This is a genomic window from Streptomyces sp. NL15-2K (assembly GCF_030551255.1).
Taxonomy (GTDB): domain Bacteria; phylum Actinomycetota; class Actinomycetes; order Streptomycetales; family Streptomycetaceae; genus Streptomyces.
Genome location: NZ_CP130630.1, coordinates 5,524,692 through 5,551,358 on the forward strand (window position 1 = coordinate 5,524,692; position 26,667 = coordinate 5,551,358).

General features: G+C 69.3%; 19 protein-coding genes and 6 tRNA genes. 10 read left to right on the forward strand and 15 right to left on the reverse strand.

Annotated elements, in window-relative coordinates:
• Positions 1 to 102 precede the first annotated feature (102 nt).
• The 8 genes from Q4V64_RS24750 to Q4V64_RS24785 all read right to left on the reverse strand — a co-directional run bounded on the left by Q4V64_RS24750 (position 103) and on the right by Q4V64_RS24785 (position 10,596).
• A complete protein-coding gene (locus tag Q4V64_RS24750) occupies positions 103 to 1,056 on the reverse strand; it encodes a hypothetical protein (RefSeq protein ID WP_253267035.1) in 954 nt (317 codons plus the stop codon).
• Between the two features lie 68 nt (positions 1,057 to 1,124).
• Positions 1,125 to 1,694 carry a hypothetical protein gene (locus Q4V64_RS24755; protein ID WP_124440921.1) on the reverse strand — a complete coding sequence of 190 codons (570 nt, stop codon included), beginning with the start codon at positions 1,692 to 1,694 and terminating at the stop codon, positions 1,125 to 1,127.
• Between the two features lie 379 nt (positions 1,695 to 2,073).
• Positions 2,074 to 2,146: transfer RNA gene (locus Q4V64_RS24760), tRNA-Lys, on the reverse strand.
• Between the two features lie 142 nt (positions 2,147 to 2,288).
• On the reverse strand, positions 2,289 to 3,878 hold the full coding sequence (locus Q4V64_RS24765) for an amino acid permease (protein ID WP_253267034.1): 1,590 nt from the start codon (positions 3,876 to 3,878) through the stop codon (positions 2,289 to 2,291).
• 48 nt (positions 3,879 to 3,926) lie between these two features.
• The gene (locus Q4V64_RS24770) at positions 3,927 to 7,052 is read right to left on the reverse strand and encodes an FG-GAP-like repeat-containing protein (RefSeq protein WP_216377625.1); all 3,126 of its coding nucleotides are present in this window, start codon (positions 7,050 to 7,052) and stop codon (positions 3,927 to 3,929) included.
• A gap of 214 nt (positions 7,053 to 7,266) precedes the next feature.
• On the reverse strand, positions 7,267 to 9,408 hold the full coding sequence (locus tag Q4V64_RS24775; protein ID WP_124440920.1) for a DEAD/DEAH box helicase: 2,142 nt from the start codon (positions 9,406 to 9,408) through the stop codon (positions 7,267 to 7,269).
• 221 nt (positions 9,409 to 9,629) lie between these two features.
• Entirely contained in the window at positions 9,630 to 10,157 is a 528-nt protein-coding gene (locus tag Q4V64_RS24780) for a hypothetical protein (RefSeq protein ID WP_124440919.1), read from the reverse strand.
• Positions 10,158 to 10,245: 88 nt separating this feature from the next.
• On the reverse strand, positions 10,246 to 10,596 hold the full coding sequence (locus Q4V64_RS24785) for a metallopeptidase family protein (RefSeq protein ID WP_216377624.1): 351 nt from the start codon (positions 10,594 to 10,596) through the stop codon (positions 10,246 to 10,248).
• Positions 10,597 to 10,681: 85 nt separating this feature from the next.
• Here Q4V64_RS24785 and Q4V64_RS24790 point away from each other — a divergent pair, with 85 nt between their 5' ends.
• The 8 genes from Q4V64_RS24790 (at position 10,682) to Q4V64_RS55185 (ending at position 17,749) form a co-directional block, all read left to right on the forward strand.
• Positions 10,682 to 12,268, forward strand: a complete 1,587-nt coding sequence (locus tag Q4V64_RS24790) for a metallophosphoesterase (protein WP_172629252.1) — start codon at positions 10,682 to 10,684, stop codon at positions 12,266 to 12,268.
• Between the two features lie 80 nt (positions 12,269 to 12,348).
• A tRNA-Glu gene (locus Q4V64_RS24795) sits at positions 12,349 to 12,421 on the forward strand.
• Positions 12,422 to 12,457: 36 nt separating this feature from the next.
• Positions 12,458 to 12,532: transfer RNA gene (locus Q4V64_RS24800), tRNA-Asp, on the forward strand.
• 23 nt (positions 12,533 to 12,555) lie between these two features.
• A tRNA-Phe gene (locus Q4V64_RS24805) sits at positions 12,556 to 12,632 on the forward strand.
• Positions 12,633 to 12,692: 60 nt separating this feature from the next.
• Positions 12,693 to 12,793 (forward strand) — tRNA-OTHER (locus Q4V64_RS24810).
• A 111-nt stretch (positions 12,794 to 12,904) separates the two neighbouring features.
• On the forward strand, positions 12,905 to 16,903 hold the full coding sequence (gene hrpA / locus Q4V64_RS24815; protein WP_124440918.1) for an ATP-dependent RNA helicase HrpA: 3,999 nt from the start codon (positions 12,905 to 12,907) through the stop codon (positions 16,901 to 16,903).
• Positions 16,904 to 16,997: 94 nt separating this feature from the next.
• Positions 16,998 to 17,072: transfer RNA gene (locus Q4V64_RS24820), tRNA-Asp, on the forward strand.
• Between the two features lie 461 nt (positions 17,073 to 17,533).
• On the forward strand, positions 17,534 to 17,749 hold the full coding sequence (locus Q4V64_RS55185; protein ID WP_124440917.1) for a DUF6274 family protein: 216 nt from the start codon (positions 17,534 to 17,536) through the stop codon (positions 17,747 to 17,749).
• A 505-nt stretch (positions 17,750 to 18,254) separates the two neighbouring features.
• Here the strand turns inward: Q4V64_RS55185 and bldC are convergent.
• Both bldC and Q4V64_RS24830 read right to left on the reverse strand, forming a co-directional pair.
• Positions 18,255 to 18,461: a developmental transcriptional regulator BldC gene (gene bldC, locus Q4V64_RS24825; protein ID WP_003949541.1), complete on the reverse strand. Its 207-nt coding sequence runs from the start codon at positions 18,459 to 18,461 to the stop codon at positions 18,255 to 18,257.
• A gap of 507 nt (positions 18,462 to 18,968) precedes the next feature.
• Entirely contained in the window at positions 18,969 to 19,811 is an 843-nt protein-coding gene (locus Q4V64_RS24830; protein ID WP_124440916.1) for a hypothetical protein, read from the reverse strand.
• Positions 19,812 to 20,033: 222 nt separating this feature from the next.
• Between Q4V64_RS24830 and Q4V64_RS24835 the strand changes: the two genes are divergently transcribed.
• Together Q4V64_RS24835 and Q4V64_RS24840 are read left to right on the forward strand one after the other, a co-directional pair.
• Positions 20,034 to 21,131 (forward strand): Glu/Leu/Phe/Val dehydrogenase dimerization domain-containing protein, encoded by a 1,098-nt coding sequence (locus tag Q4V64_RS24835; protein WP_124440915.1) that lies wholly within the window; start codon positions 20,034 to 20,036, stop codon positions 21,129 to 21,131.
• 285 nt (positions 21,132 to 21,416) lie between these two features.
• Positions 21,417 to 21,665: a DUF3073 domain-containing protein gene (locus Q4V64_RS24840; RefSeq protein WP_124440914.1), complete on the forward strand. Its 249-nt coding sequence runs from the start codon at positions 21,417 to 21,419 to the stop codon at positions 21,663 to 21,665.
• A gap of 69 nt (positions 21,666 to 21,734) precedes the next feature.
• Here Q4V64_RS24840 and purM read toward each other — a convergent pair whose 3' ends face one another.
• The 5 genes from purM to Q4V64_RS24865 form a co-directional block, all read right to left on the reverse strand.
• The gene (purM, locus tag Q4V64_RS24845) at positions 21,735 to 22,814 is read right to left on the reverse strand and encodes a phosphoribosylformylglycinamidine cyclo-ligase (RefSeq protein WP_124440913.1); all 1,080 of its coding nucleotides are present in this window, start codon (positions 22,812 to 22,814) and stop codon (positions 21,735 to 21,737) included.
• 44 nt (positions 22,815 to 22,858) lie between these two features.
• Positions 22,859 to 24,388, reverse strand: coding sequence for an amidophosphoribosyltransferase (purF, locus tag Q4V64_RS24850; protein ID WP_124440912.1), 1,530 nt, complete (start codon positions 24,386 to 24,388; stop codon positions 22,859 to 22,861).
• A gap of 72 nt (positions 24,389 to 24,460) precedes the next feature.
• Positions 24,461 to 24,922, reverse strand: a complete 462-nt coding sequence (locus tag Q4V64_RS24855; RefSeq protein ID WP_124440911.1) for an META domain-containing protein — start codon at positions 24,920 to 24,922, stop codon at positions 24,461 to 24,463.
• Between the two features lie 71 nt (positions 24,923 to 24,993).
• Positions 24,994 to 25,791, reverse strand: coding sequence for a maleylpyruvate isomerase family mycothiol-dependent enzyme (locus Q4V64_RS24860; protein ID WP_124440910.1), 798 nt, complete (start codon positions 25,789 to 25,791; stop codon positions 24,994 to 24,996).
• 9 nt (positions 25,792 to 25,800) lie between these two features.
• A complete protein-coding gene (locus tag Q4V64_RS24865; protein WP_253267033.1) occupies positions 25,801 to 26,583 on the reverse strand; it encodes a M23 family metallopeptidase in 783 nt (260 codons plus the stop codon).
• Positions 26,584 to 26,667: the final 84 nt, after the last annotated feature.

Genomic DNA, 26,667 nt, shown 5'->3' on the forward strand with positions numbered 1-26,667 from the left:
TATCTACCCGACCTGTGCTGACGGGTGGCTTACACGGTTCTGGTGTGGGGCAGAAACGTCGACCGCCGCGTCCAGGAAGCTGCCACCGATGCAGGACAGGTTCTAGTCCCGGTTCGGCAGCTGGCTAAATCCGCTGCAGGGGTGAAGGCACCGGTAGCAACAGATTTCTCTCCCCGTCGGGTCATCTCCCAAGCCGCGCCGGAGGACCTCCTGGCTCAGCTCAATCTTGGTGAAGCGGGCCAAGGGGTCTCTGGGCCGGGACACCAAACTCACTTCGTGGAGCTGCAGCTGGGACATAACTGGCCGCGGAAAGGCGGAGATGGTCTCACCATCGGTGTGTGAACAGCTGAGCTGGCCGCAAACGTTGCACGCTCTGTCAGCGTCATGCCGCACGGTGATGTCGTATCGGGTATCGAGCAGGTGCGGGCAGGAATCGATGTCCTGCCCGCACAAGGAACAATTGCGAGTCGCGGTGAAGCCGGCAGACATGCCCCATCTGCTGTGCATGAGCGTGAGTCGGCATACGTCCCAGTAGGTGTCGTCGGAGTACTCGATGTTGCAGCCGAAGAGTCCGCCTACGAGGGCTGCGACGTGGTGAGCGTGTCGGTGAGCGAGTTCGGAAAGCTCGGTGTCCTCAAGGAAGTTGTAGGCGTCAACGGCACGGGCGAGCGAGGTGCGTGCCGCCGCTTCCAGGTCATGCCATGGATCGGTGAGCTGGGACGTGTCGCGCGGCAGGTGCAGAGAACGCGCCATTGCCAGGTACTGGCGGTGGCCCCGCCGGTCGGAGGCGGGTGGACCCATCAGCCAGGGAGAGGGCAGAGTACGCGCCGCGATGTTGGCTCGTAGTTGGCGCCGGGCTTGCGACCACACGTGGATAAGGAAGTCCCGTTGTGCGCTCATCGTCCACAGTCCGCGGCGGTGAATTTCCTCTGTCGTCGATGTCCAGGACGGAAAGCGGGCCAGGGACAGGCCCCAGGTCAGGGAGATGCTGCGACAGCACTGCCCGTACAGGCGCATGGATTCTTGCAGGGCCGTCACGCCGTCCTGGTGCATCATGGCCAGGCGCACAGGGCCTGATGCCGGGGGCAAAGGTACCCCGGTGCGGATGACGAGGCCGGAGACTCTCATCCGGTGGTGTCCTCCGGAGCGGCATCGTCCGGCTCTGCCGGGGGGAGCTCGGCACGGGCCGGGTCGGACACGGCCGCTTGGATGAGGTTCTCGATGTCTGCCAGCCGGCTGGTGATCTCCAGACCCCGGATGGCCGTTTCATTCTCGGTCCGGACGATCTCAGCGATCTTGACCGTCACACGCGCCTCGTCGACCTCCTCATCAGGGCAGCTGGGCCCCAGTGAGGAACGTGCCCGCTGCCAGGCAGTCAGAACGATGCTTTTGACCAGATCGGTGGTAAGCGTGGTGGCCACAGCGATGCCGATGGTGGCGACCACCTCGGTGGCCCCGTACTCACTGAGATAGCGGCGGTCTTCTCGCGCGCATGCGAAGTCGATGTCCACGCCACGGTGTCGCAGTGTCTTGATCAAGCCGGCCACATCGTCCCGGTAGACGGCCATCCCGTCGATGCTTGAGTCGGGGAGCAGAAACACGCGGTCGCCCGTTGGGACAGTCAGCACCGTCTCGGGCAGGTCTGCCGCTGAGATGTCCCAGCGTGTCACATCACCGGTGATCTCTTTGGCCATCAGCAGGAGCCCTCTCGTGATTAAGCGTTGTGCGCGTGCCCAAGCCTAAAGCGGCGTGGGATTACGCTGTCCGCACGCGGTAGTCCGCTGAAGTTTGGTGTTGAGTCGGCTGCCGTCAGTCATGGGATGAGCTAGGTGGCTTCGGCTGCGACCGCGTCGGCTACCGCAGCACGGGGCGGGAGGCGCCGCGTCGCTGCGAAGCCTCGCAGACGCGCCCGCGAGGGATCTTGTCAGCATCACCAAACGAGCGGCCCTGATCGAACATCCGCTCACGCATCGCTCACGCAGAACCCCGAAAACGCAGCAGCGCCCGACCCGACCGAAGCCGACTCAGGCGCTGCACAGCAGGTCAGGGGGGTTGCCCCCTCCCCCGCACCGGTAGGCCGTGTGGGACTCGAACCCACAACCAATGGATTAAAAGTCCACTGCTCTGCCAATTGAGCTAACGGCCCTGGCGATGTTGCCACCCCGAGCATAGCCGGACGAGGCCGTGTCTCCGATCGGGTATCGGCGACACGGCCGCGCCGGGCGGTCAGAACCCACCGAGCACACACTCAGAACCCACTCCGAACACACGCGAACGTCCGCCACCCGTCACGGATCAACCGGCTCCGGCGCCCCCGCCCGAGCCGCCTCCCTCGCCCGGGTCCGTTCATGATCCGGGTTCAGGAACCAGTGCCGGGCCGACGCCGCCCACCACGTCGCCGCGAACCCCAGCACGACCAGCACGGCGACCGGCGCGTAGTTGAAGGTTTCCCAGGTCACCGGCGACACCTGCGGAAGCATGAACAGCACCGTGATCAGGCAGACCCACGCCACCGCCACCACGCCGATCGCCCGGGACCACCGCCCCAGATGCCACGGCCCCCGCTCGAAGTCCTCGCCCTTCCGCAACCGCAGCAGCGTCGGAATGACGTACGCGATGTACAGACCGATCACGGCGATCGACGTCACGGCCGCGTAGGCGGTGACGTTGATCAGATACGGCAGCCCCAGCACCAGCGCCCCCATCGCCGCCAGCCACACCGCCGCCACCGGCGTCCGTGTGCGCGGGCTCACCGTGTGCCAGAGGTGGGAGAAGGGCAGCGCGCCGTCCCTCGAGAACGCGTAGATCATGCGGCTGTTGGCCGTCACGGACGCCATCCCGCAGAACAGCTGCGCCCCGATCACGACCAGCAACAGCAGCTTGCCGGCCGTCGCGCCCAGCGCGTCGAGCAGGATCTGGGCCGGCGGCGCCCCCGTCGGGGACGCGAGGGCACCGTCGTACGACTGGATCGCGAAGGTGAAGCCCAGGAGCAGCACGAAGCCCGCTATCCATGACGTCCAGATCGAGCGGACGATGCCCTTCGGGCCGGCCGTCGACGCGTCGTGCGTCTCCTCCGTCATGTGGGCCGAGGCGTCGTATCCGGTGAAGGTGTACTGGGCCATCAGCAGGCCCAGCAGCACCACATACACACCACTCCCCCAGCCCGTGTTGTTCACGAACTCACCGAAGACGAAGGACGCCGACTGGTGTTGGTCGGGTACGAAGGTCAGCGCGCCCACGATCACCGCCACGCCCAGCACGTGCCACCACACGCTCACGCTGTTCAAGAAGCCGACGATCCGGACCCCGAAGGTGTTCAGCAGGCCGTGCAGCACCAGGATTCCCGCGAAGAGCAGGACCGTCCGGCCCGGTGTCACCTCGAAGTCGAACTGGAGATTGAGATAAGCGCCCAGGAAGGACGCCGCCCCGAAGTCGACGCCCGCCGTCACCGCCACCTGGCCCAGGACGTTGAACCAGCCCGTGAACCAGGCCCAGGCGGCGGCCGTGCGCGAGGGCGCCAGGCGGTGGGCCCAGAAGTACAGGCCCGCCGACGTCGGGTACGCCGAGCAGATCTCGGCCATGGCCAGGCCCACGAAGAGGGTCATCAGGCCGACCGCGACCCAGCCCCACGTGATCACCGCCGGGCCGCCGGTGTTCATGCCGAACAGGTACAGCGTCAGGCAGCCCGACAGGACCGAGATGATCGTGAAGGAGACCGCGTAGTTGGAGAACGCCGACATGCGGCGGGCGAGAACCTGCGTGTAACCGAGCTGGGCCAGCCGTTCCTCGTCCGAGAGATCCGAGAGACCCGAGAGATCCGAGGGTCTCGAGGGTTTCGAGAGGTTCGCATGCCCACTCGCAGTCGCGTCATCTGTCATGCCCCCAGCGATTCCCTCGCCGAGGGCATGACACACGTCACAACTTGGCTAGAAAATGCCCCTGTATCCCTGCCAGCCGCTCGCGATCTTCACCCGGGCCGCGAACGACCCCTTGCCGTTGCCGCTCTGGCGGTACAGATTCCCCGCCGTGTCCCGCACCACCAGGTCGTTCTTGCCGTCGCCCGTGATGTCTCCGACACCGACGATCGCGTTGTAGGACGCGCCCCAGTTGGCGAAGACCTTCACGCGCTCCTTCAGCAGGCCCGTCCCCGTGCCGTTGTAGCGGTACAGCGTCCCCGCCTTGTCGCGCGCCAGCACGTCGCCGATGCCGTCGCCGGTCAGGTCACCGGCGCCCACGATCTTCGTGTAGCCGGTCCACTTCGAGCGGATCTTCTTCCCCGCCGCCAGCGTCCCGTCGCTCTTCGCCGCGAAGAGATGGATGTCCCCGGTGGACGCCTTGCGCGCCAGCAGGTCCGGCCGCTTGTCACCGGTCAGGTCGCCGGGCGAGGTGAGCACGTTGTACGCCTTCCAGCCCGTGCCCAGCTTCGTGTACGACATCGAAGGCGTCGGCGCCAGCCCGCATTTGACCTTGTAGCCGCGCAGCGAACCGTCACTCATCCGCACCAGCACGTCGTTGCAGTTGTCCTTGTTCAGGTCGCCGAACGGAACGGCCACGACGGACGTCGCCCATCCGCTCCCCGACACCTTCCCGGAGAACGTGCCCTTCCCCGTGCCCTGCTGGAAGGTCAGCGCACCGGAGGAGTTGAGGGTGAGCAGGTCGCCGGTGCCGTCCGGCAGCCCCTGCGAACCCGTGTGGTCGTGGCGCACGGGGCTGCCGTGCAGCAGCCGTACCGAGCCGCGCGCCTCCACCGGCGCACCGACACCGTCAGCGGGCGTGACGGACAGCGTCCAGTCGTACGGGCCGCTCGGCAGCAGCCCGCCCGTGGACGTCCTACCGCCCCACCCGAGGCTGACCTCGCCGCGCGCCGCCCCGCCGTTCCGGACGTCGACGACCTTGCCGGTCGCCTTGTCGCGCACGGTCAGCCGCCAGCTCGCCGACGGCTTCGAAAGCGACACGGTGGTCAGGGTGTCGGGAGTCTGGTCGCCCTCCCTGGACTCGACGTACGACGCGCTCTGCGCCGGCCCGAGCAGCCGCAGCGGTTGCTGCGCCACCCCGGACGGTACGAGGTGCACGCGCTCCTCGCCGTCCACGTACGCGGCGTTGGCGCCGGCCTCGTCGACGGTCCAGCGCACGTCCCGCTGCGAGACACCGGGTGTGTCGGGCAGGTCGCCGATCACCCGGCTCGTGGGCGTGCCGCCCGCGACCGTCGTCAGCGTCAGCTTCCCGGCCTGCTTGTCGTGCGTGACGACGTACCCGTCGCCGAGCTTGGCCTCGCCCGTCGGCACGGGCACCGACTTCTTGGCCGTACGGTCGTAGACCCCGGCCCGGCCGTCGCAGGTCCAGTACAGGTAGCGGCCGAGCGACTGGAGGTCGGTGGGCTTGCAGCCCGCGTCGGTGGTGAGGGTCTCGGTGGCCTTCTTGGCGGTGAGGCTGTACGCCGTGACGCTGCCCGGGGTCGTGCCCGCCGTCCACAGGACGTCGCCGGACAGGGCGGCTGCGCCCGGCGTCCGGGTGACGGACGGGGTGCCGTAGTCGCCGATCTTGTAGACGTACTGCTTGTCGGTGTCCGTGTAGAGGACGTACCGCCCGGACACGTCGGTGATACGACCGCCCGCCGGCACCGCCTTCTCCCACAGGCGCGCCTCGGTCGGCCCGTTGACCCGGATCAGGTCCTCCGTGTCCGAGTTGGTGTGCTCCAGCCAGGCGATCCGGCCGTCGGCCGTACCGAAGACCTGGGAGCACGACACGTCGTTCGCCGGGCAGGTGCCGACCACCACGTCGGAGACGATCCGGGGCGTGAACTCGGAGCGCTCGCCGAAGGCAGGGGTACCGGTGGCGGCGACGGTCCGCACGTAGTCGTCGCGCTGTGTGCTGTCGCTGGTGTCGGTGACGACCAGACGGCCCTGCTCCAGGGAGATGCCCTGGATCGGCGCGGGCGGCTTCGGGAGGGCCTTGACCTGCGTGACGACCGGCCTGCCGTCCGGGCCGGCGTGGATGCGCTGAATGCCCCAGTCGTCGGCGGCGGTGCGGCCGACGGCGAGGGCGGTGCCGTTCGACACGGTGGACAGGCCGAGGCGCGTCGAGGTGAGCAGGGTCACCGCGGGGCCGCCCGCGAGGGGCTGCGCCGTCACCTGGTTGTTGCTGCTGAGGCGCTGGACGAGCCAATCACCCGCCAGCGCCAGGTAGTTGGCGGTGCTGTTTCCCGTCGGGGTCACCTCGACGGGGGCGGCCGACAGGTCGGAGCGGGGCAGCACCAGCACCTTGGTGCCGCGCGTCCGGCTGTAGACGGCGACGTGATCGGGCGAGAGCTTGACCAGGTTGTGGGTGGTGGAGGGCAGCGGCCGGGTCCAGTTCTCGACGCGGCCGGTCGTGCGGTTCACCGCCACCACGCGCATGGTGCCGTCCAGCATCGCGTTGAAGACCACGCCCGAGGCGTCGGCACCGCGCGGCTGCCCGAGTGTCATGCCCGCGGGCAGCCCGCCGACCTCCTTGTCGACGACAGACCCGTCCTCACCGACGATGAGCAGGTGAGGGACCCGGGTGGTCGTCCCGTCCGCGTCGGTGACGGAGTGGTAGGTGACGACCGTGGTGCCGTACACGGCCAGCAGGCCCTGACCCGCAGGCAGTTGGAACGTGCGGGTCGTGCCGTCCGCGGCGTTCCACAGGTCGATACGGCCGCCGGGGTGGCGGTACGCGAGCACGTCGCTGCCCGTGCCGGAGACGGCCACGGAGCTCGCCGGCGCCGGTGCCTCGAAGGTCTTGCCGTCGGCGTACCGAGCCCACAGGTAGCGGCCGCTGTTCTCCTGCCGGTGGAAGACACCCTCGGTGCCCGCCCCGTCCGCACCCGTGAGGCTGTCGGGGGACTGGAGCGCGGCCACCAGGTTGGTGCTCCGCAACGCCGCCGGCACCACCGTCTCCTGCGGCGCCTCCGCCGCGGCCGCCGACGGCAGCAGCGGGCTCAGGCCGGCCGCGAGCGCGGCGGAGGCGGCTACGGCGACGGCCGCGCGTCTCGCGCGCGAGTGACGTACGAAGACATGACGAGCCAAGGACAAGGCGATCCTCCCCGAAAGAACGAGAGGAGACGCGCGCCGCTTCGGATACCCCGGCCCCCGGCTGTCACATCCCCCTCATAAGTCAGCTGATATTACAGGTTCTTCACAGCTGAGCACATGAAAAAGCGCCGTGGCCCCACCCGAGTTCGGGCGGGGCCACGGCGCTGACTACTGGGACTACCGGCCGGCGTCAGCCGCTGCGTCAACCGCTGCGTCAGCTGTTGCGCTTCCAGCGCGGCTTGTCCTCGCGGCGGCCGACGGAGCCGGTGCCACGGTGGTCGTCACGACGGCCGTACGGGCGGTCGTGGCCGCCGGTGCGGAAGCCGGGGCGGTCGCCCTGACGGTCGCGGTTGAACGGACGGTCGCTGCCACGGTGGCCGCCACGCTCGTCCCGGCGCTCGAAGGGACGGGCCGGACGGTCGTCCCGACGGAAGCCGCCACGGTCGTCGCGGCGCTCGGAGGAACGGCCACCACGGTCGTCACGGCGGTCGTCACGGCGGTCGAAGGAACGACCACCACGGTCGCCCCCACGGTCGGCCCCACGGTCACCCCGGTCGTCCCGGCGGAAGCCGCCACGGTCGTCCCGACGCTCGAAGCCACGGCCACCACGGTTGTCGTCACGGCGGTCGTCACGGCGCTCGAAGGTACGACCACCACGGTCGCCCCGGTCATCGCGGCGGAAACCGCCACGGTCGCCGTCCCGACGCTCGAACCCACGGCCGCCATCGCGGTCGCGGTCCCGGTTGAACCCGCCACGGTCGTTGTCACGACGCTCGTAGGAACGACCACCACGGTCGCCCCGGTCACCCCGGTCGTCACGGCGGAAACCGCCACGGTCGTTGTCACGCCGGTCGAAGGAACGCTCCGTCCGGTCGACCTCCCGCGCCACCGGCTGCTCGGGCACGGACGCCTCGACCACCTCGGCGGCCTCAGCGACCGCCTGTGCCTCGGCCACCGCGGCCTCGGGGTCCTCGCCCCGCTCGCGGGCGGCCCGGGCGACCAGTCGGTCGGCCTCCTCGCGCAGCTCGGCGGCGCGGCGCTGCGCCCGCTCCAGCTGCTTGGTGAGGTGGGCGACCTCGCGCTCGGCCTGCTGGGCCGCGTTGCCCGCGGACTCCGCCTGGACCTCGGTCATCGACCGGGCGCCGGTGATCTCGGCGACCTCGGGCTCGAAGGCCGTACCGGAGTTGATGATGTGGCGCGAGGCGTCGACGCCCGCGTCCTCCATCAGCCGGAAGATCTGACGGCGCTGGTGCGGCAGCGACAGGGAGACGACGGTGCCGGAACGGCCCGCGCGAGCGGTACGGCCCGAACGGTGCAGGTAGTCCTTGTGGTCACCGGCGGGGTCCACGTTCAGCACCAGGTCGATGCCGTCGACGTGGATACCGCGCGCGGCGACGTCGGTCGCGACGAGCGCGTTGACGTAACCGTCCTTGAAGTCGGCCAGCGTCCGCGTCCGCGCGCCCTGCGTCATGCCGCCGTGCAGCGCGTCGGCCTTCACCCCGGCGTCGCGCAGCTGCTCGGCGATACGGTCGGCGCCCAGCTGCGTACGGACGAAGATGATCGTGCGGCCCTTGCGGGACGCGATCGCGGCGGTGACCGGCGCCTTGTCCTTGGGCTTCACGATCAGGATGTGGTGCGACATGGTCGTGACGGCGCCCTGGGCGGCGTCGACCTCGTGCAGAACCGGGTCCTTGAGGTACCGGTCGACGAGGGTCTTGATCTCGTTCTCCATGGTCGCGGAGAACAGCATCCGCTGACCGCCGGGCGGGATCTGGTCCAGCAGCTCGGTGACCTCGGGCAGGAAGCCCAGGTCGGACATCTGGTCGGCCTCGTCGAGGACGGCGACCTCGACGTTCTCCAGGGAGCAGGCGCCGCGGTTGATGATGTCGCGCAGGCGGCCCGGGGTGGCGACGAGCACGTCGACGCCGCGCTCCAGGGCGTAGATCTGGTTGCCCATGGACGTGCCGCCGCACACGACCTTCATCTTCAGGCCCAGCTGGTCGCCGTAGGGCTGCAGCGCGTCCGCGACCTGCATCGCGAGCTCGCGGGTCGGGGTGAGGATGACGGCGCGCGGCTTGTGCTTCTCGGTGCGGCCGCCGGACAGGCGGGCCAGGGCCGGCAGACCGAAGGAGAGGGTCTTGCCGGAGCCGGTGCGGCCACGGCCGAGGATGTCCTTGCCGGCCAGGGCGTCCGGGATGGTCGCGGCCTGGATCGGGAAGGGGGTCGTCACGCCGTTCTGCGCGAGCTTGCGCACGATGCCCTCGGGGAGACCGAGGTCGGCGAAGGTGGGCTCGGGAGCATCCACGGCGGCCTCGTTCTCGGGCACGACGACGTGATCAGTACTGGAAATGGACATGCGTTGGCGAAACCTTCCGGAGTCTCGTCGGCACGCGCCCGTCAACTCCGTGATTCGCAATACGACCGCCTCTATGCGGTCAGCCACGGCAAGGGAGAGTACGCGCCACACGGCGCGCTCTGCGTTGGCGCCGGGCAAGATGGGATCAAACGATCTACCACCATACGCACCCCCCACCCCCGATGGCAAACCGAGCCTCATAGCCGCAGGTCAGCCGGGATTCAGGCCGGCGAGCCGGCCTCCGGTGCCGGCTCCCGCCGGTCCAGTTGCGGGTTCGGAGGCTCGTGTGCCGACGAGGACGGCTCGGCGACCGTCGGTGTCGGCGTCGGGGACACGGGCGGTTCCTCCGTCGGCGTCGGCGTCGGTTCGGCCGTGCGGGTGGGAGTGGTCGGCGCCTTGGTCGGCGACGGCACCCCCGGCTTCTGCGGCTTCGCCGGCTTGCCGCCCCCGGCCGAGGCGGACGCGCTGGGCCGGGCCGACGGGGAGGGCGACGGCTTCGCCGGCTCCCCCTTGCCCTTCTTGCGCTTGCCGTGCCCGCGCTTGCCGTCGCCGGCCGCCGCGTCGACCCCCGAGCCGCCGCCCGACACCGCCGCCCCTCCGTCGGGCGCCTCGCCGCCCCGCTGACCGGCGGAGTGCGACGGCTTCGCGCTCCCGCCGGCGTCGTCGTCGCCCACGCTCATGCAGCCGGCGGCAGCGGCGACGGCCATGACCGTGGCGGTCAGACGGACGGGTACGTACAAGGGGCGCACGAGCAGCCACCTCCGAGGGCGGTTGAAGGAGTCAACCTGTCCAACTCCCGCCGCCCACAAGAGGACACGCGACCCGTTCCGCGGCCGCTCAGCCGTATCCGAGGGCGTGCAACCGCGCGTCGTCGATCCCGAAATGGTGAGCGATCTCATGCACGACGGTCACCTCCGTCTCCGCGACGACCTCCTCCCGCGACTCGCACATCCTCAGCGTCGGCCCCCGGTAGATCGTGATCCGGTCCGGCAGCACCCCGGCGTACCACTCGCCCCGGTCGGTCAGCGGAGTCCCCTCGTACAGTCCGAGCAACTCGGGATCGTCGGTCGGGGGCTCGTCCTCGACGAACACCGCGACGTTGTCCATCAGCCGGGTCAGTTCCGGCGGAATACGGTCCAGCGCCTCGGCGACCAATTCCTCGAACTCCTCGCGCGTCATCTCCAGCACAGGCCCATTGTCCGGTACGAAACAGCCGTACGAGAGTCATGAGCACCCCCGCATATCCACACCCGGACTTGGGCATACGGGATCAATGGCCCGCGTCCCCGTCGCCGCTCGGAACGTCGTGAACCGCATCCGCAGGACCCCACGCGCCCTCGCGCGCCAGTACCGCACGCGCCGGCCCCACCCGACCGTCGAACTCGCCCCCCAGCCGCATCCCTGGACCCGCGCCCTCGGCCTCGTCACCGTCGTCGTCGTGGGCGCCTGGCTGGGCCTGCTGATCGTCGGCAACGTACGGACCCCGGTCGGCCCCATGAACACGACGATGACCCTGCGTCCGTCGCTCACCGGCGGCACGAAGATCAACGTCTCGCCGCTGGGCGCGCTGCACCTGGACAGCCACGTCGCCCCCGTCCGCCTGGACGTCAACGTCGACCAGCTCGACCCGGTCCGCTCCCAGGCCATCGTCGACCACCCCGAACGCCTCTCCGGCCTCCAGGACGAGGTCAGCCAGGACGTCGAACACGGCACCCTCGACCTGGCACTGCGCTCCTGCGTGGCCGTCGTGTCGGGCGCCACCGCCCTCGGCCTCGCGGTCTACCGCCGCCCCCGCCGGGCCCTCGCGGCCGGCGGCCTGGCGTTCACTCTCCTGGCCGCCTCCGGAGGAACCGCGTTCGCGACCTGGAACCCCGACTCGGTCCTGGAGCCGAAGTTCTCCGGCCTGCTCTCCTCCGCCCCCTCCCTCGTCGGCAACGCACGCAGCATCGTCACCGAATTCGACGTCTACCAGAAGGAGTTGGCACGCCTGGTGACGAACGTGACGAAGCTGTACGACGCCACCTCCACGCTCCCCGCCTACGCGCCCGACCCGACCACGATCCGCGTCCTGCACGTCTCCGACATCCACCTCAACCCGGCGAGCTGGAAGATCATCGCCTCGTTGGTGGACCAGTACAAGGTGAACGTGATCGTCGACTCCGGCGACACCATGGACCACGGCACGGCGGCGGAGAACGGCTTCCTGGACCCGATCGAGGACCTCGGCGCCCCGTACGTCTGGGTCCGCGGCAACCACGACTCCCTGACGACCCAGCGCTACCTGCAAGGCCTGAAGAACGTCCACGTCCTGGACGACGGCCGGGCCGCGACGGTCGCGGGCCTGCGCTTCGCGGGGATCGGCGACCCCCAGTTCACCCCCGACCGCACGAACAAGCCCGGAGCCGAGCAGTCCCAGGAGCTGGCCGGCGCGCGCCTGGCCTCGGCCCTGCGCGAGCAGCGGACGGCGGGCAGGCCGGTCGACATCGCCGTCGCCCACGAACCGTCGGCGGCCCGCGAGGTCGACGGCGAGGTCCCCCTGGTCCTGGCCGGCCACGTCCACCACAACGAGATGGAGATCCTCAAGCACGGCACCCGCCTGCGCATCGAGGGCTCGACGGGCGGCAGCGGCCTGCGCGCGGTGGAGGGCAAGTACCCCGACCCGATCGAGGCGTCGATCCTCTACATGGACCGCGACACCCGCCGCCTCCAGGCCTGGGACGAGATCAAACTGGGCGGCCTGGGCCTGACGACGGCCGAGGTCAGCCGCCACCTCCCGGCGGAGAACCAGCCCGGAGCCACCCCCTCGCCCTCATCCACCTCCCCCACCCCCTCTCCGACCGCCTCTCCGACCGCCCCGTAAACCGTTTTGGCGATACCTCCCGCCATCCCATATGCTTCTCACGTCCCCGACGCGCTGGAAAGCGCCCAGGCGGGCCGATAGCCCTCATCGTCTAGCGGCCTAGGACGCCGCCCTTTCAAGGCGGTAGCACGGGTTCGAATCCCGTTGGGGGCACGCAGTACGGTGTGCGACACTGTCGTACACACGCATGGTCCTGTGGAGCAGTTTGGAGTGCTCGCCACCCTGTCAAGGTGGAGGCCGCGGGTTCAAATCCCGTCAGGACCGCTGGGGTTTCACGCAAGCCCCGTGGCTGGGTAGCTCAGTTGGTACGAGCGATCGCCTGAAAAGCGATAGGTCGCCGGTTCGACCCCGGCCCCAGCCACCACCCGAGAGCCCTGTCCGCAAGGACGGGGCTCTCGACGTTTCACCGGGGGCGTGTCACCGTGGCTGGGTAGCTCAGTTCGTACGAGCGATCGCCTGGCCGTGCCTGATTGCGGCTGCGCCGCGGGCGATAGGTCGCCGGTTCGACCCCGGCCCCAGCCACCACCCGAAGACCCCGTCCACCAGGACGGGGTCTTCGACGTTCTGGTGCCGCCCAACCGCCGGAGGCAAAAGCGTTCGCCAGGAAAATCCGGAGGATGAGATCCTGGATCGCGTATGTCTACCCACCCTGCCCCCGGCGCCCCCGCTCTCGGCACTCTCGCCCCCCGCCTGACCGAGCTCTCCCTGCGCGATGCGCACCGGCTCGGGCGCAGGCTCGAAGGTGCGCGCAAGATCCGTAAGCCCGAGGCCCGGGCCGTCGTGCTCGGCGAGATCGAGGCGGAGGTCGCGAAGGCCGAGGCGCGGATGGGTGAGCGGCGTGCCCGTGTGCCCGCCGTGACCTACCCCGCGCAACTGCCCGTCAGCCAGAAGAAGGACGAGATCGCGGCCGCCATCCGTGATCACCAGGTCGTGATCGTCGCCGGTGAGACCGGGTCCGGGAAGACGACCCAGATCCCGAAGATCTGCCTTGAGCTGGGGCGGGGGGTCCGGGGCATGATCGGGCATACGCAGCCCCGTCGTATCGCCGCCCGTACCGTCGCCGAGCGCGTCGCCGAGGAGCTCGACACCCCGCTGGGTGAGGCGGTCGGCTGGAAGGTGCGGTTCACCGACCAGGTGAACCCGGACGGCACCTTCGTCAAGCTGATGACCGACGGCATCCTGCTCGCCGAGATCCAGACCGACCGCGAGCTGCGCGCCTACGACACGATCATCATCGACGAGGCCCATGAGCGGTCCCTGAACATCGACTTCCTGCTGGGGTATCTCGCCCAGCTGCTGCCCAAGCGGCCGGATCTCAAGGTCGTCATCACTTCCGCGACCATCGATCCCGAGCGTTTCTCCCGGCACTTCGGCGACGCACCGATCGTCGAGGTCAGCGGGCGGACGTATCCCGTCGAGGTGCGATACCGGCCTCTCCTGGAGGAGGACGGCGAGGACTCCGACCGGGACCAGATCACCGCCATCTGCGACGCCGTCGAGGAGCTCCAGGCCGAGGGCAAGGGCGACATCCTCGTCTTCCTCTCCGGCGAGCGGGAGATCCGGGACACGGCGGATGCGCTGGAGAAGAAGAGGTACCCCCGCGCCGGAGGCGCTAATTGGCAGGGCACGGAGGTGCTGCCGCTGTATGCCCGGCTCTCCCACGCCGAGCAGCACCGCGTCTTCCAGCCCCACACCGGCCGCAGAATCGTCCTGGCGACCAATGTCGCCGAGACCTCCCTCACCGTCCCGGGCATCAAGTACGTCATCGACCCCGGCTTCGCCCGGATCTCCCGGTACAGCCACCGCACCAAGGTCCAGCGGCTGCCCATCGAGCCGATCTCCCAGGCCAGCGCCAACCAGCGCAAGGGCCGCTGCGGACGGACCAGCGACGGTGTCTGCATCCGGCTGTACAGCGAGGACGACTTCAACGCCCGGCCGGAGTTCACCGACGCGGAGATCCTCCGTACGAACCTCGCCTCCGTCATCCTGCAGATGACCGCCGCCGGCCTCGGCGACATCGAGAAGTTCCCCTTCATCGACCCGCCGGACCACCGCAACATCCGTGACGGCGTCCAGCTCCTCCAGGAGCTCGGCGCGCTCGACCCGGCGCAGAAGGACGTACGCAAGCGGCTCACCGACACCGGCCGCAAGCTCGCGCAGCTCCCCGTCGACCCCCGCCTGGCCCGTATGGTCCTGGAGGCCGACAAGAACGGCTGTGTCCGCGAGGTCATGGTCATAGCGGCCGCGCTGTCCATCCAGGACCCGCGCGAACGCCCCGCCGACAAGCAGACCCAGGCCGACCAGCAGCACGCCCGCTTCAAGGACGAGACGAGCGACTTCCTCGCCTATCTCAACCTGTGGCGCTACATCCGCGAGCAGCAGAAGGAGCGCGGCTCGTCGTCCTTCCGGCGCATGTGCAAGCAGGAGTACCTCAACTTCCTGCGCATTCGTGAATGGCAGGACATCTACACGCAGTTGCGGACCGTCGCCAAGCAGATGGGCCTGCATCTCGAGGAGCCCGCGGCGGGAACCGACGCCCCTGCCGACCGCATCCACGTCTCCCTCCTGGCCGGCCTGCTCTCGCACATCGGCATGAAGGACGTGAAGGACGGCAACAAGAACGAGTACCTGGGTGCGCGGAACGCCAAGTTCGCGATCTTCCCCGGCTCGGCCCTCTTCAAGAAGACACCGCGTTTCGTGATGTCGGCGGAGCTGGTGGAGACCTCCCGCCTCTGGGCCCGTGTCAACGCCAAGATCGAGCCGGAGTGGGTCGAACCGCTCGCCGAGCACCTGCTCAAGCGGACGTACAGCGAACCGCACTGGGAGAAGGACCAGGCGGCCGTGATGGCGTACGAGAAGGTCACGCTGTACGGCGTCCCGATCGTCGCCCAGCGGAAGGTGAACTACGGCCGGATCGATCCGGAGATCTCCCGCGAGCTTTTCATTCGCAACGCCCTGGTCGAGGGCGACTGGCGCACGCACCACAAGTTCTTCGCCGACAACCGCAAACTCCTCAGCGAGGTCGAGGAGCTGGAGCACCGGGCCCGGCGCCGGGACATCGTGGTCGACGACGACACCCTCTTCGACTTCTACGACCAGCGGGTCCCCGAACACGTCGTCTCCGGCGCCCACTTCGACTCCTGGTGGAAGCACAAGCGGCACGAGCAGCCCGACTTCCTCGACTTCGAGCGGGAGATGCTCATCCGTGAGTCGGCGGAGGCGGTCACCAAGGACGACTATCCCGACACCTGGCGGCAGGGACCGCTGAAGTTCCGTGTCACCTACCAGTTCGAGCCGGGCGCGGACGCGGACGGTGTGACCGTCCACATCCCGCTCCAGGTCCTCAACCAGGTCACGGACGAGGGCTTCGACTGGCAGATCCCGGGCCTGAGGGAAGACGTCGTCACCGAGCTGATCCGGTCCCTCCCCAAGCCGATCCGCCGTCACTACGTGCCCGCGCCGAACTTCGCGGGGCGGTTCCTGGACACGGCGGTGCCGTTGCAGGAGCCGCTGACCACGACCATGGCGCGCGAGCTCAAGCGCATGGTCGGAGTCCCCTTCACCGCCGACGACTTCGACTGGTCGAAGGTCCCCGACCACCTGCGCATCACCTTCCGGATCGTCGACGAGCGCCGCCGCAAGCTGGCCGAGGACAAGGACCTGGAGGCGCTGAAGCTCAGGCTGAAGCCGAAGGCGAGGCAGGCCCTGTCGCAGGCGGCGGCCGCGACGGCCGAACGCCAGGGCGGCGAGTCCCTGGAACGCAAGGGCCTGACCGACTGGACGATCGGCTCCCTCACCCGCGTCTTCGAGACCCGCCGCGCCGGCCAGCCGGTCAAGGCGTACCCGGCGCTGGTCGACGACGGACCGACGGCGGACACCGTCTCGGTACGGCTCTTCGACACGGAGGCGGAGCAGCAGCAGGCGATGTGGAAGGGCACGCGGCGGCTCATCCTGCGCAACATCCCGGTCAACCCGGCGAAGTTCGCGTCCGACAAGCTGACGAACCCCCAGAAGCTCGCCCTGTCCGCGAATCCGCACGGCTCCGTCCAGGCCCTGTTCGACGACTGCGCGATGGCCGCGGCGGACAAGCTGATCGGGGACTTCGGGGGGCCGGCGTGGGACGAGGAGTCGTACCGGAAGCTGTACGACAAGGTGCGCGCCGAGATCGTCGACACGACGGTCCGTGCGGTGGGGCAGGTGCAGCAGGTGCTGGCGGCCTGGCAGGCCTGTGAGCGCCGCCTGAAGGCCGTACGGAGCCCTGTGCTGCTGCCGAACCTCCAGGACGTACGCAAGCAGCTGGACGCCCTCGTGAAGCCGGGCTTCGTGACGGAGGCGGGTCTACGGCGTCTTCCCGACCTGATGCGCTATCTGGTCGCCGCGGACCGACGCCTCCAGCAGATGCCGACGAACGTCCAGCGGGACACCACGCGCATGGGCAAGGTCCACGAGATGCAGGACGAGTACGCGTGGCTCCTGGAGCAGATGCCGCAGGGCCGCCCGATCCCGTCCTCGGTCCTGGACATCCGCTGGATGATCGAGGAGCTCCGGGTCAGCTATTTCGCCCACGCGCTCGGTACGGCGTACCCGGTCTCCGACAAGCGGATCGTGAAGGCGATCGACGCGGCGGTGCCGTAACGGCGCCCGTACGGTGGGTGAGTTCGACCAGGCGGCCCCCCTCCTGTACAGTCTCTTTTCGCAGCACAGCGCAACACCAAGTGCCGCGAAACCTGGTCCTGTGGAGCAGTTTGGAGTGCTCGCCACCCTGTCAAGGTGGAGGCCGCGGGTTCAAATCCCGTCAGGACCGCAGTGAAGAAAGAGGGCCGCGTCCCGCATCGGGGCGCGGCCCTTTCTCATGCCCGCACACACGCCCAGACCGCTCGCCGGCCTGTCAAGGTGGAGGCCGCGCCCGCGGCGCAGCCGCAATCGGGTACAGCAAATCCCGTCAGGACCGCAGTGAAGAAAGAGGGCCGCATCCCGCAACGGGACGCGGCCCTCACTCATGCCCGCACACACGCCCACACCGCTCGCCGCCCCGCCGAGGTGGAGGCCGCGCCCGCGGCGCAGCCGCAATCGGGTACAGCAAATCCCGTCAGGACCGCAGTGAATGAGAGAGCCCGGGTCTTCGACCCGGGCTCTCTTGCGTGCGCTACGGCGTGGGCGCCCGGCCGCCCCCGCGCGCCCACGCCACCTTGACGCCGTCACATTCGCTCGGTACTCAGGGACCAGGGCCCCGCTTCCCGCGCGGCCCCCCCCTGGAGGTGGCGTATGGCGGCATCGGCTAGGCACGAGACGCGGGCGTTGCTTCGCGCGCATCTGTCGGCCGCCAGCTCGTACCGCCATCTGACGCGCCACTGTCCCATCTGCCACCATCTGCTGCGGCTGGCGATGGACTCCCCTTCCCGGCCCGCACAGGGCCGGGACGAGAACGTCGAGGGCGGAGCGTCTCCACCGCGCCCTCCAGCACATGACGATCTCCACTAGGGCCTGTCCGGCGGATCATGCCGCAGACGCGGGGTCTGGCACGCCCATCTGCGTTGGATGGGGCGCCGCCGATTTCCTGCGACCTGATCCGCCGGACAGGCCCTAGCGCACGCGCGGCAGGGGCAACAAGGACTCTGGTGTGTGACGGGTGTCACCGCATGAGTTTCTGAAATCGCGGTACTTACACCTCGCCTACAACTGGTCAATTTAATATGTGCAATTGCACTCTGCTCAGGGGTGCACCCACAGGAGATCCGACACCCCTCCCCAGACTCCGACAAGGCCGCTCACAGAGCCGCCCGGACGACCACCTTCCACGCACAAAAAAGATCGCGCTGGACCCGGCGGAGTCCAGCGCGATCGACGACGCACCCTTGGCACTGCTTGGGAAGCCCCAAAGGGCTTGGGCGTGGGGCCTGTTGGGGCAGGACCCGCGTCGGTTGGAGCTAGGGCTTCGGGCGTCTCGGCCGGTAGGGGCCTGCCGAAATGCCCGAATATGTGATTGTCAGGCCTCGCTGCGCTGCTGCGGGATGCCCGCGAGCAGAGCACGGACCTCCGCCTCGCGATAGCGACGGTGCCCGCCGAGCGTACGGATCGAAGTGAGCTTGCCGGCCTTCGCCCACCGCGTGACCGTCTTGGGGTCGACGCGGAACATCGTGGCGACCTCAGCCGGGGTCAGCAGCGGCTCGGCATCAGGGGTGCGAGCGGTCATGAGCGGCCTCCTCGGGAGAACCGAACCTTCTCGGTTCTTTCCTCTAAATTCTGCACCTTGACCCGCGTTGCCCGAAATGGCGGACGCGAGTCGAGTCGGTTATAGGACGAACGGCTTGTCCTCGGCACTACAACTACACCATCTGTCCAGCCGCGTCGGCCAAACCGATGGAATTGCCCCTCCAGGTGTTCATCAGCGACGGAAGCCGATGGACCATGCCATAGCGGACAGTCACGCCACTGTGACGATCAGTCACAGGACGATCAGGAGTCACCAGACCCCCCAAAGCGTGCAATGCGAGCGGAATCCTCCCCGGACTCCTTGTCCTATTTTGGCATGAGGAGGGGCAAGGGACGCAAGAGCCGCGTACGTGCGGTCCGTCACGCTTGCCGATACTTGACCCCCACTTGAGGTGAACGCCCGGATCGGGACCTACGTCCCATGTTGACGAAACCTCAAGAACCTCAGAGCGAGGACGAAACCCCAAAACGGGCGCTACGTCAAACGTCAGTTCGCCGACCGCCGGTCCCGCACCGACCGCCACCGATCCACGAGCCGCGCGTACGCCTCGCCCGCCGCGACGTCGTCACCGCGCCGCAGCGCGTCGATGCCCTCGGCCACATCGGCCGCCGAATGATCGTCCTCCAGCTCGCCGGCCGGCAGCGTATGCACCAGCCCGCCATAGTCCAGCTCCACCAGCGAGCGCGGGTGGAACTCCTCCAGCCAGCGCCCCACGTCCACCAGGCCGTCGATCAGCGGCCCCTCGTCGATGGCCTCCTTCAGGGCCCTCAGGCCCCGCGCCACCCGCCGCCGGGCCTGCACCATCGGCGTGCGGTAGCGCAGCATCGGAGGGACGTCGCCGGAGCCCTTGTCGAACCGCCGCTCCTCGTCCGAGACCAGCACGAACCAGTTCAGCGGCACCTGCCAGGTCGCCGTGCGGATCCACGGCCGGGCGTCCGGGTTGCGGGCCAGCCAGCGCTCGTAGTCCTGGGCGGCCTGACGCCGCACGACCGGGGGCAGCACCGCGTCCAGCACGGGCGCCGGAAGCTCCTCGGCGAGCTCTCCGAGGGCCTGCCAGCCGCGCAGCCGGGTGCGCCACGGACACACGCACAGCACGCCGTCGGTCTCGAGCACGAACGCGTCGCTGCTCTCGTGCACCGGCACCGGGATGGGCGGGGTGGGCAGCAGATCGGCCAGCGAGCGGCGCAGCTCGTCCTGGTACGACGGGCGGTCGGGGCGGCGGGCGTAGCGCGCCCAGTGGCTGCGCTCCGGCTCCGGGAAGGCGGCCAGCGGTTCGTACACGCGCAGATACGTCGCGTACGGAACGATCACCGAGGACACCTTGGGCACGCCTGCTCCCTCCCCCGCCGTCTGCCGGGAAAACCTGCGAAACCCGCACACAAACGAACGGGAAAACATGCAAATCGTCGCACGGCTCTACGCCGGGAGGAGGGGGCCCCCGGCGGTGCGCGGCCCACGGAGGGGCTCAGGCTCTAATCTCATGCTCACAGGTCCCGCCACCCATACGGGAGCCCGTGTCCGACCGCCGCTACTTACCAGGGAGTCACCACCGTGACCGACGTAACCGGCGCGCCCGCTGATGTCCTGCACACCCTGTTCCACTCGGAGCAGGGAGGTCATGAGCAGGTCGTGCTCTGCCAGGACCGCGCGAGCGGTCTGAAGGCCGTCATCGCCCTCCATTCCACCGCTCTGGGCCCCGCCCTCGGCGGTACCCGCTTCTACCCGTACGCGAGCGAGCGGGAGGCCGTCGCCGACGCGCTGAACCTCGCGCGCGGGATGTCGTACAAGAACGCCATGGCCGGTCTCGACCACGGCGGCGGAAAGGCCGTGATCATCGGCGACCCGGACCGGGACAAGAGCGAGGAGCTGCTCCTCGCGTACGGCCGGTTCGTGGCCTCGCTCGGTGGGCGGTACGTCACCGCGTGCGACGTCGGTACGTACGTCGCCGACATGGACGTCGTCGCGCGCGAGTGCCGCTGGACGACGGGCCGGTCGCCTGAGAACGGGGGCGCCGGCGACTCGTCCGTCCTGACCGCCTTCGGCGTCTACCAGGGCATGCGGGCCTCCGCCCAGCACCTGTGGGGCGACCCGTCGCTGCGCGGCCGCCGGGTCGGCGTCGCGGGCGTCGGCAAGGTCGGCCGCCTCCTGGTGGAGCACCTGCTGGACGAGGGCGCCGAGATCGTGATCACGGACGTGCGCGAGGAGGCCGTACGGCGGATCCTCGACCGCCACCCGGCGGGCGTGACGGCCGTCGCGGACACGGACGCGCTGATCCGGGTGGACGGGCTCGAGATCTACGCCCCGTGCGCGCTGGGCGGGGCGCTCGACGACGACACCGTGCCGGTGCTGACCGCCAGGATCGTGTGCGGCGCGGCCAACAACCAGCTCGCCCACCCGGGTGTCGAGAAGGACATCGCCGACCGCGGGATCCTCTACGCGCCGGACTACGTGGTGAACGCCGGCGGGGTCATCCAGGTGGCCGACGAGTTGCACGGCTTCGACTTCGAGCGGTGCAAGGCGAAGGCGGCGAAGATCTACGACACCACGTTGGCCATATTCGCACGTGCGAAGGCGGACGGGATCCCTCCGGCCGCCGCGGCCGACCGGATCGCCGAGCAGCGGATGGCGGAAGCCCGCAGGAGGCTGTGACACGGGTTGGGCCGGTACCCGTCGGTGGACTGTTGGAGAGAACTCTCACTTCTACCGGCGGGTCGGCCGCCGATAAGTGGTTAAAATCGCGATTGACCAGCGAGGACGGGGCGCCTCGAAGGTCCTGAGCACACGCTCGTGCTGCGGGCGACGTACCGTATGGGCGCGGGCTCAGGTACCGTGGAAGCCCTACGGACCGGTCTCTCCACGGAGAGCCCGTTCGGGATCATGAACGCGTGTCAAGACTCTGGGGCCGTCGAGCCCCGTCGTTGAGGGGGTCGAGCCATGGGGCGCGGCCGGGCCAAGGCCAAGCAGACGAAGGTCGCCCGCCAGCTGAAGTACAACAGCGGTGGGACTGATCTCTCACGCCTGGCCGAGGAGCTGGGCGCATCGACGTCGAATCAATCGCCGAACGGCGATCGTTTCGAGGACGATGAGCAGGACGACGACGATCTGTACTCGCGTTATGCCGACCTCTACGAGGACGGCGACGACGAGGACGAGGATTCCTCACAGCAACGTCGCGGCGCTTGACCTTGTACTGAGCACTCACCCGGTCGGTGACTTCGGTCACCGACCGGGTTCTGTGCTGCTTGCAAGGGATCAGGCGTAGTCACCGACCAGGGCGGCACCCGTGGGGTGCTCGCTCCTGTCCGTGATCTCGCCGGCGACCCACGCGTCGACGCCGCGGTCGGCCAGTGTGGCCAGGGCCACGTCCGCCGATTCCTGCGGCACGATCGCGATCATGCCGATGCCCATGTTCAGGGTCTTCTCCAGCTCCAGGCGTTCGACCTGACCGGTCTTGCCGACGAGGTCGAAGACCGGGGCCGGGGTCCAGGTGGAGCGGTCGACGGTCGCGTGCAGTTCGTCGGGGATGACGCGGGCCAGGTTGGCGGCGAGGCCTCCGCCGGTGACGTGCGAGAAGGCGTGCACGTCGGTGGTGCGGATCAGGGCCAGGCAGTCCAGGGAGTAGATCTTGGTCGGCTCCAGGAGTTCCTCGCCCAGCGTGCGGCCGAACTCCTCGATCCGTGCGTCCAGGGACAGCCCTGCCTGGTCCAGCAGGACATGCCGGACGAGCGAGTACCCGTTCGAGTGAAGACCGGAGGCCGCCATGGCGATGACGGCGTCACCCTTACGGATGCGATCCGCGCCGAGGAGCCGGTCGGCTTCGACCACCCCGGTACCGGCGCCGGCGACATCGAAGTCGTCCGGGCCGAGCAGGCCGGGGTGCTCGGCCGTCTCGCCGCCCACCAGGGCGCAGCCGGCCAGGACGCAGCCCTCGGCGATGCCCTTGACGATGGCGGCGACACGCTCGGGGTGCACCTTGCCGACGCAGATGTAGTCGGTCATGAACAGCGGCTCGGCACCGCACACCACGATGTCGTCCATGACCATGGCGACCAGGTCGTGGCCGATGGTGTCGTAGACGCCGAGGCGGCGGGCGATGTCGACCTTGGTGCCGACACCGTCGGTGGCGGAGGCGAGCAGCGGGCGTTCGAAGCGCTTGAGGGCCGAGGCGTCGAAGAGGCCGGCGAAGCCGCCGAGGCCACCGAGGACCTCGGGGCGCTGCGTCTTCTTCACCCACTCCTTCATCAGCTCGACGGCGCGGTCGCCCGCTTCGATGTCGACACCTGCTGTCTTGTAAGACGCGGTCGCGTAGCTGGCACCAGTTGTCTCAGACATGGCTAATGAGCACCTTCGTGTCGTACAGCAGGTAGTGCGGGCTTCTACGGGCGGCGGATCGCGTCGGCGGCGGCCGTGGCGGCCGGGCCCGCGGCCAGCTCCGTCTCCAGGAGCTGCTTGCCGAGCAGCTCGGGGTCGGGCAGCTCCATCGGGTATTCGCCGTCGAAGCAGGCGCGGCACAGGTTCGGCTTGGCGATGGTGGTCGCCTCGATCATGCCGTCGATGGAGATGTACGCCAGGGAGTCGGCGCCCAGGGAGGTGCCGATCTCGTCGATGCTCATGCCGTTGGCGATGAGTTCGGCGCGGGTGGCGAAGTCGATGCCGAAGAAGCAGGGCCACTTCACGGGCGGAGAGGAGATCCGGATGTGGACTTCCGCCGCCCCGGCCTCGCGGAGCATCCGCACCAGGGCCCGCTGGGTGTTGCCGCGCACGATCGAGTCGTCGACGACGACCAGACGCTTGCCCTTGATGACTTCCTTGAGCGGGTTCAGCTTCAGGCGGATGCCGAGCTGGCGGATGGTCTGGGAAGGCTGGATGAACGTACGGCCGACGTACGCGTTCTTCACCAGGCCGGCGCCGAAGGGGATGCCGGACGCCTCCGCGTAACCGATGGCGGCCGGGGTGCCGGACTCCGGAGTCGGTATCACCAGGTCGGCCTCGACGGGGGCCTCCTTGGCGAGGCGGCGGCCCATCTCGACACGCGAGAGGTAGACGTTGCGGCCGGCGATGTCGGTGTCCGGGCGGGCCAGGTACACGTACTCGAAGACGCAGCCCTTGGGCTTCGCTTCCGCGAATCGGGACGTCCGCAGGCCGTTCTCGTCGATGGCGACGAACTCGCCCGGCTCGATCTCGCGGACGTAGGCGGCGCCGCAGATGTCGAGGGCGGCGGACTCGGAGGCGACGACCCAGCCGCGCTCCAGGCGGCCCAGGACCAGCGGGCGGATGCCCTGCGGGTCGCGGGCGGCGTACAGGGTGTGCTCGTCCATGAAGACGAGGCTGAAGGCGCCGCGCACCTGCGGGAGGACCTTCCCGGAGGCCTCCTCGATGGTCAGCGGCTTGCCGTCGTCGTCGACCTGGGCCGCGAGGAGCGCGGTGAGCAGGTCGGTGTCGTTGGTGGCCGCCACGCGCGGGGTGCGGCCGCCCTCCTGCTTGGGCAGGTCGGCGACCATCTCGGCGAGCTGGGCGGTGTTGACGAGGTTGCCGTTGTGGCCGAGCGCGATGGAGCCGTGCGCGGTGGCACGGAACGTCGGCTGGGCGTTCTCCCACACGGAGGCGCCGGTGGTCGAGTAGCGGGCGTGTCCGACCGCGATATGACCCTGGAGCGAACCGAGCGAGGCCTCGTCGAAGACCTGGGAGACCAGGCCCATGTCCTTGAAGACGAGGATCTTGGAGCCGTTGCTGACCGCGATTCCCGCGGATTCCTGGCCCCGATGCTGTAGGGCGTACAGCCCGAAGTAAGTGAGCTTGGCGACCTCTTCGCCCGGAGCCCAGACACCGAAGACGCCGCAAGCGTCCTGGGGGCCTTTCTCGCCGGGGAGCAGATCATGACTGAGTCGACCGTCACCACGTGGCACGCCTCCGAGTGTAGGCGAGGTCGACCACTGGTCCGAATTGGGTAATGCTCCAGGATGATTCGCGGTAGTGGATCACTTGGCGGCGACGGCTCGCACGCTCGTGCCGTTCGTGCTGGTCAGCGTGAGGTTGTCGGCGTCCACCCGATAACTGATCTTGCCGTTGAAGAGCTTCAGCAGAGCCCGTTCGGTCTTCATGAGTGAGGTGTCGCACATCATTCGGGTGGTGGCCGGGCGACCAACGGTGATATGTCCGTCGCGAACCGTGGCGTCGGCGTTGACGTGGTTGCAGCCGAGCCGGCCCGCGACCTTGCCCGTCTTCTCGTCGAAGGCGAGGTACGGCTTGCCCTGGGCGCGTTGGGTCGCGCCGTCCGCGGTGAAGCTGTCCACGCTCCAGTCGACGCCGGTGACGGGGCGCTGGACGGCGACCGAGCCGCTGCCGGGATCACCGCCCGCCTTCTCGCTTCCGCAGGCCGCCACGAGCGGAACGATCGCGGCGGCGGCCGTCAGGATCATGCGCTGCTTTTGCCTGTACATGCCGATTCGACGGAGCGGGTGGGGGGATCGGTTCCCTGGTTCCCCTCGCCGGTTGCCGTCACGCCGGTTCCTTACGACATGAGTGGCAGCAGCCCGCCGAGATCCGCTCGCTCCCCGCTCGCGCTGACCTCGGCCGCCTCGACGGCGTCCGTCCAGGTCACCCGCCCGGTGGCGAGGCGGATCCAGGTCAGCGGGTCGGTCTCGACGACGTTGGGCGGGGTGCCGCGGGTGTGCCTCGGCCCCTGAACACACTGCACGACGGCGTACGGCGGGATCCGCACCTCCGTGGAACCGCCGGGGGCCTTGGCCGCGAGGGCGTCGGCGAGGAGGCGGGTGCAGGCGGCGAGGGCCTGACGGTCGTAGGGGATGTCCAAGCCGGGGACGGCGGCGTTCAGGTCGTCGGTGTGGACGACGAGTTCGACGGTACGGGTGACCAGGTAGTCGGCGAGGGTCATGGCGCCGGTGCGGGCGGCCAGGAGGCGGGTGCCGGGGGCGGTGGCGAGGGCTTTGGCCAGCCGCTCCTCGGTGCGGGTGCAGAGGGCGTCGAGGTCGGGGTTCTCGGCGGCCAGGGCGTGCGTGCCGTCGTCGATGTCGGCGGCGCGTACGGCGGTCGCGAACGGCCAGTCCAGCAGCGTGAGCTCGGGCTCGGCCGGCTCGTCCCGGTCGAGGTTGCGGCTGACGGTCTCCACGGCCATGGTCACGTGCGCGGCCAGCTCCCGTACGGTCCAGCCCGCCAGGCGGGTGGGGAGGGCGAGCTGCTCGGGGGTCAGGGTCCGTACGGCTTCCCGTACGTGCCCGAACTGGGTGAGCACCGCGGTGCGGATCTTGACGGGGTCGTAGGTGCGGGCGCGCTTCTTGGCCGGGGGCATGGCGGCAGCTTAGGACAGGCCCTGAGCGGGCTGTGATGTCGTCGCGGGCGCCTCGAACACCTCGCGGTTGCGGGGGACGCCGATGCCTCGCCAGGTGAAGGGAATGCCGCGGGCGGTGTCCGGGTCGGGGCCGTCCATCAGCTGGAAGTGGAGGTGGGGCTCGGTGGAGTTGCCGGAGTTGCCGCAGCGGGCCAGGGGCTGTCCGGCGGTCACTCGGTCGCCCTCGCGGACGGTGAGGGAGCCGCGCTGGAGGTGGGCGTAGAGCGCGTAGGTGCCGTTGCCGAGGTCGAGGACGACGTGGTTGCCGACGATCCGCTTGACGCCGGACAGGTCGCGCACGGACGCCTCCAGGATCATCAGGTACAGCAGCGCGAGCAGCGACGTACGGCTCAGGTGGTCGCGCTGCCGGTCGGTGGCCCTTACGACGGTGCCGTCGGCCACCGCGAGGAGCGGGGCGCCGAAGGCCGGGAAGGCGCTGTTGCGGCGGGCGAGCGGCCACAGCCAGTGGAAGCCCGGGCGGGTGCCCGGTTCGGGCTCGGCGACGACGTCGATCGCGTACGTCTGGCCGTAGGCGTGCGTGCCATGGCTCGGAGTGCGGTCGGCCGGGCTGTTCTGCGCCGACCAGCGGCCGGTGACGGGCGGGGCGACCTCGATCGGTTCCCGGGCCACGCGGGGGCTGTCCGGGGCGCCGCCCCACCTGTTGGCGACGACGAGGATCCCGCAGGACAGGACGATCGGCAGGAAGTTCCACCACCACGGATAGCTGAGGTCCAGCGAGAAGTGGGCGATCAACAGGCCGATGAAGGTCAGCTGCAGAACGCGGTAGGCGATCTTGGCGAGTTTGCGTCCGGACGTCTTTCCCCCTGGTTGGTGTCT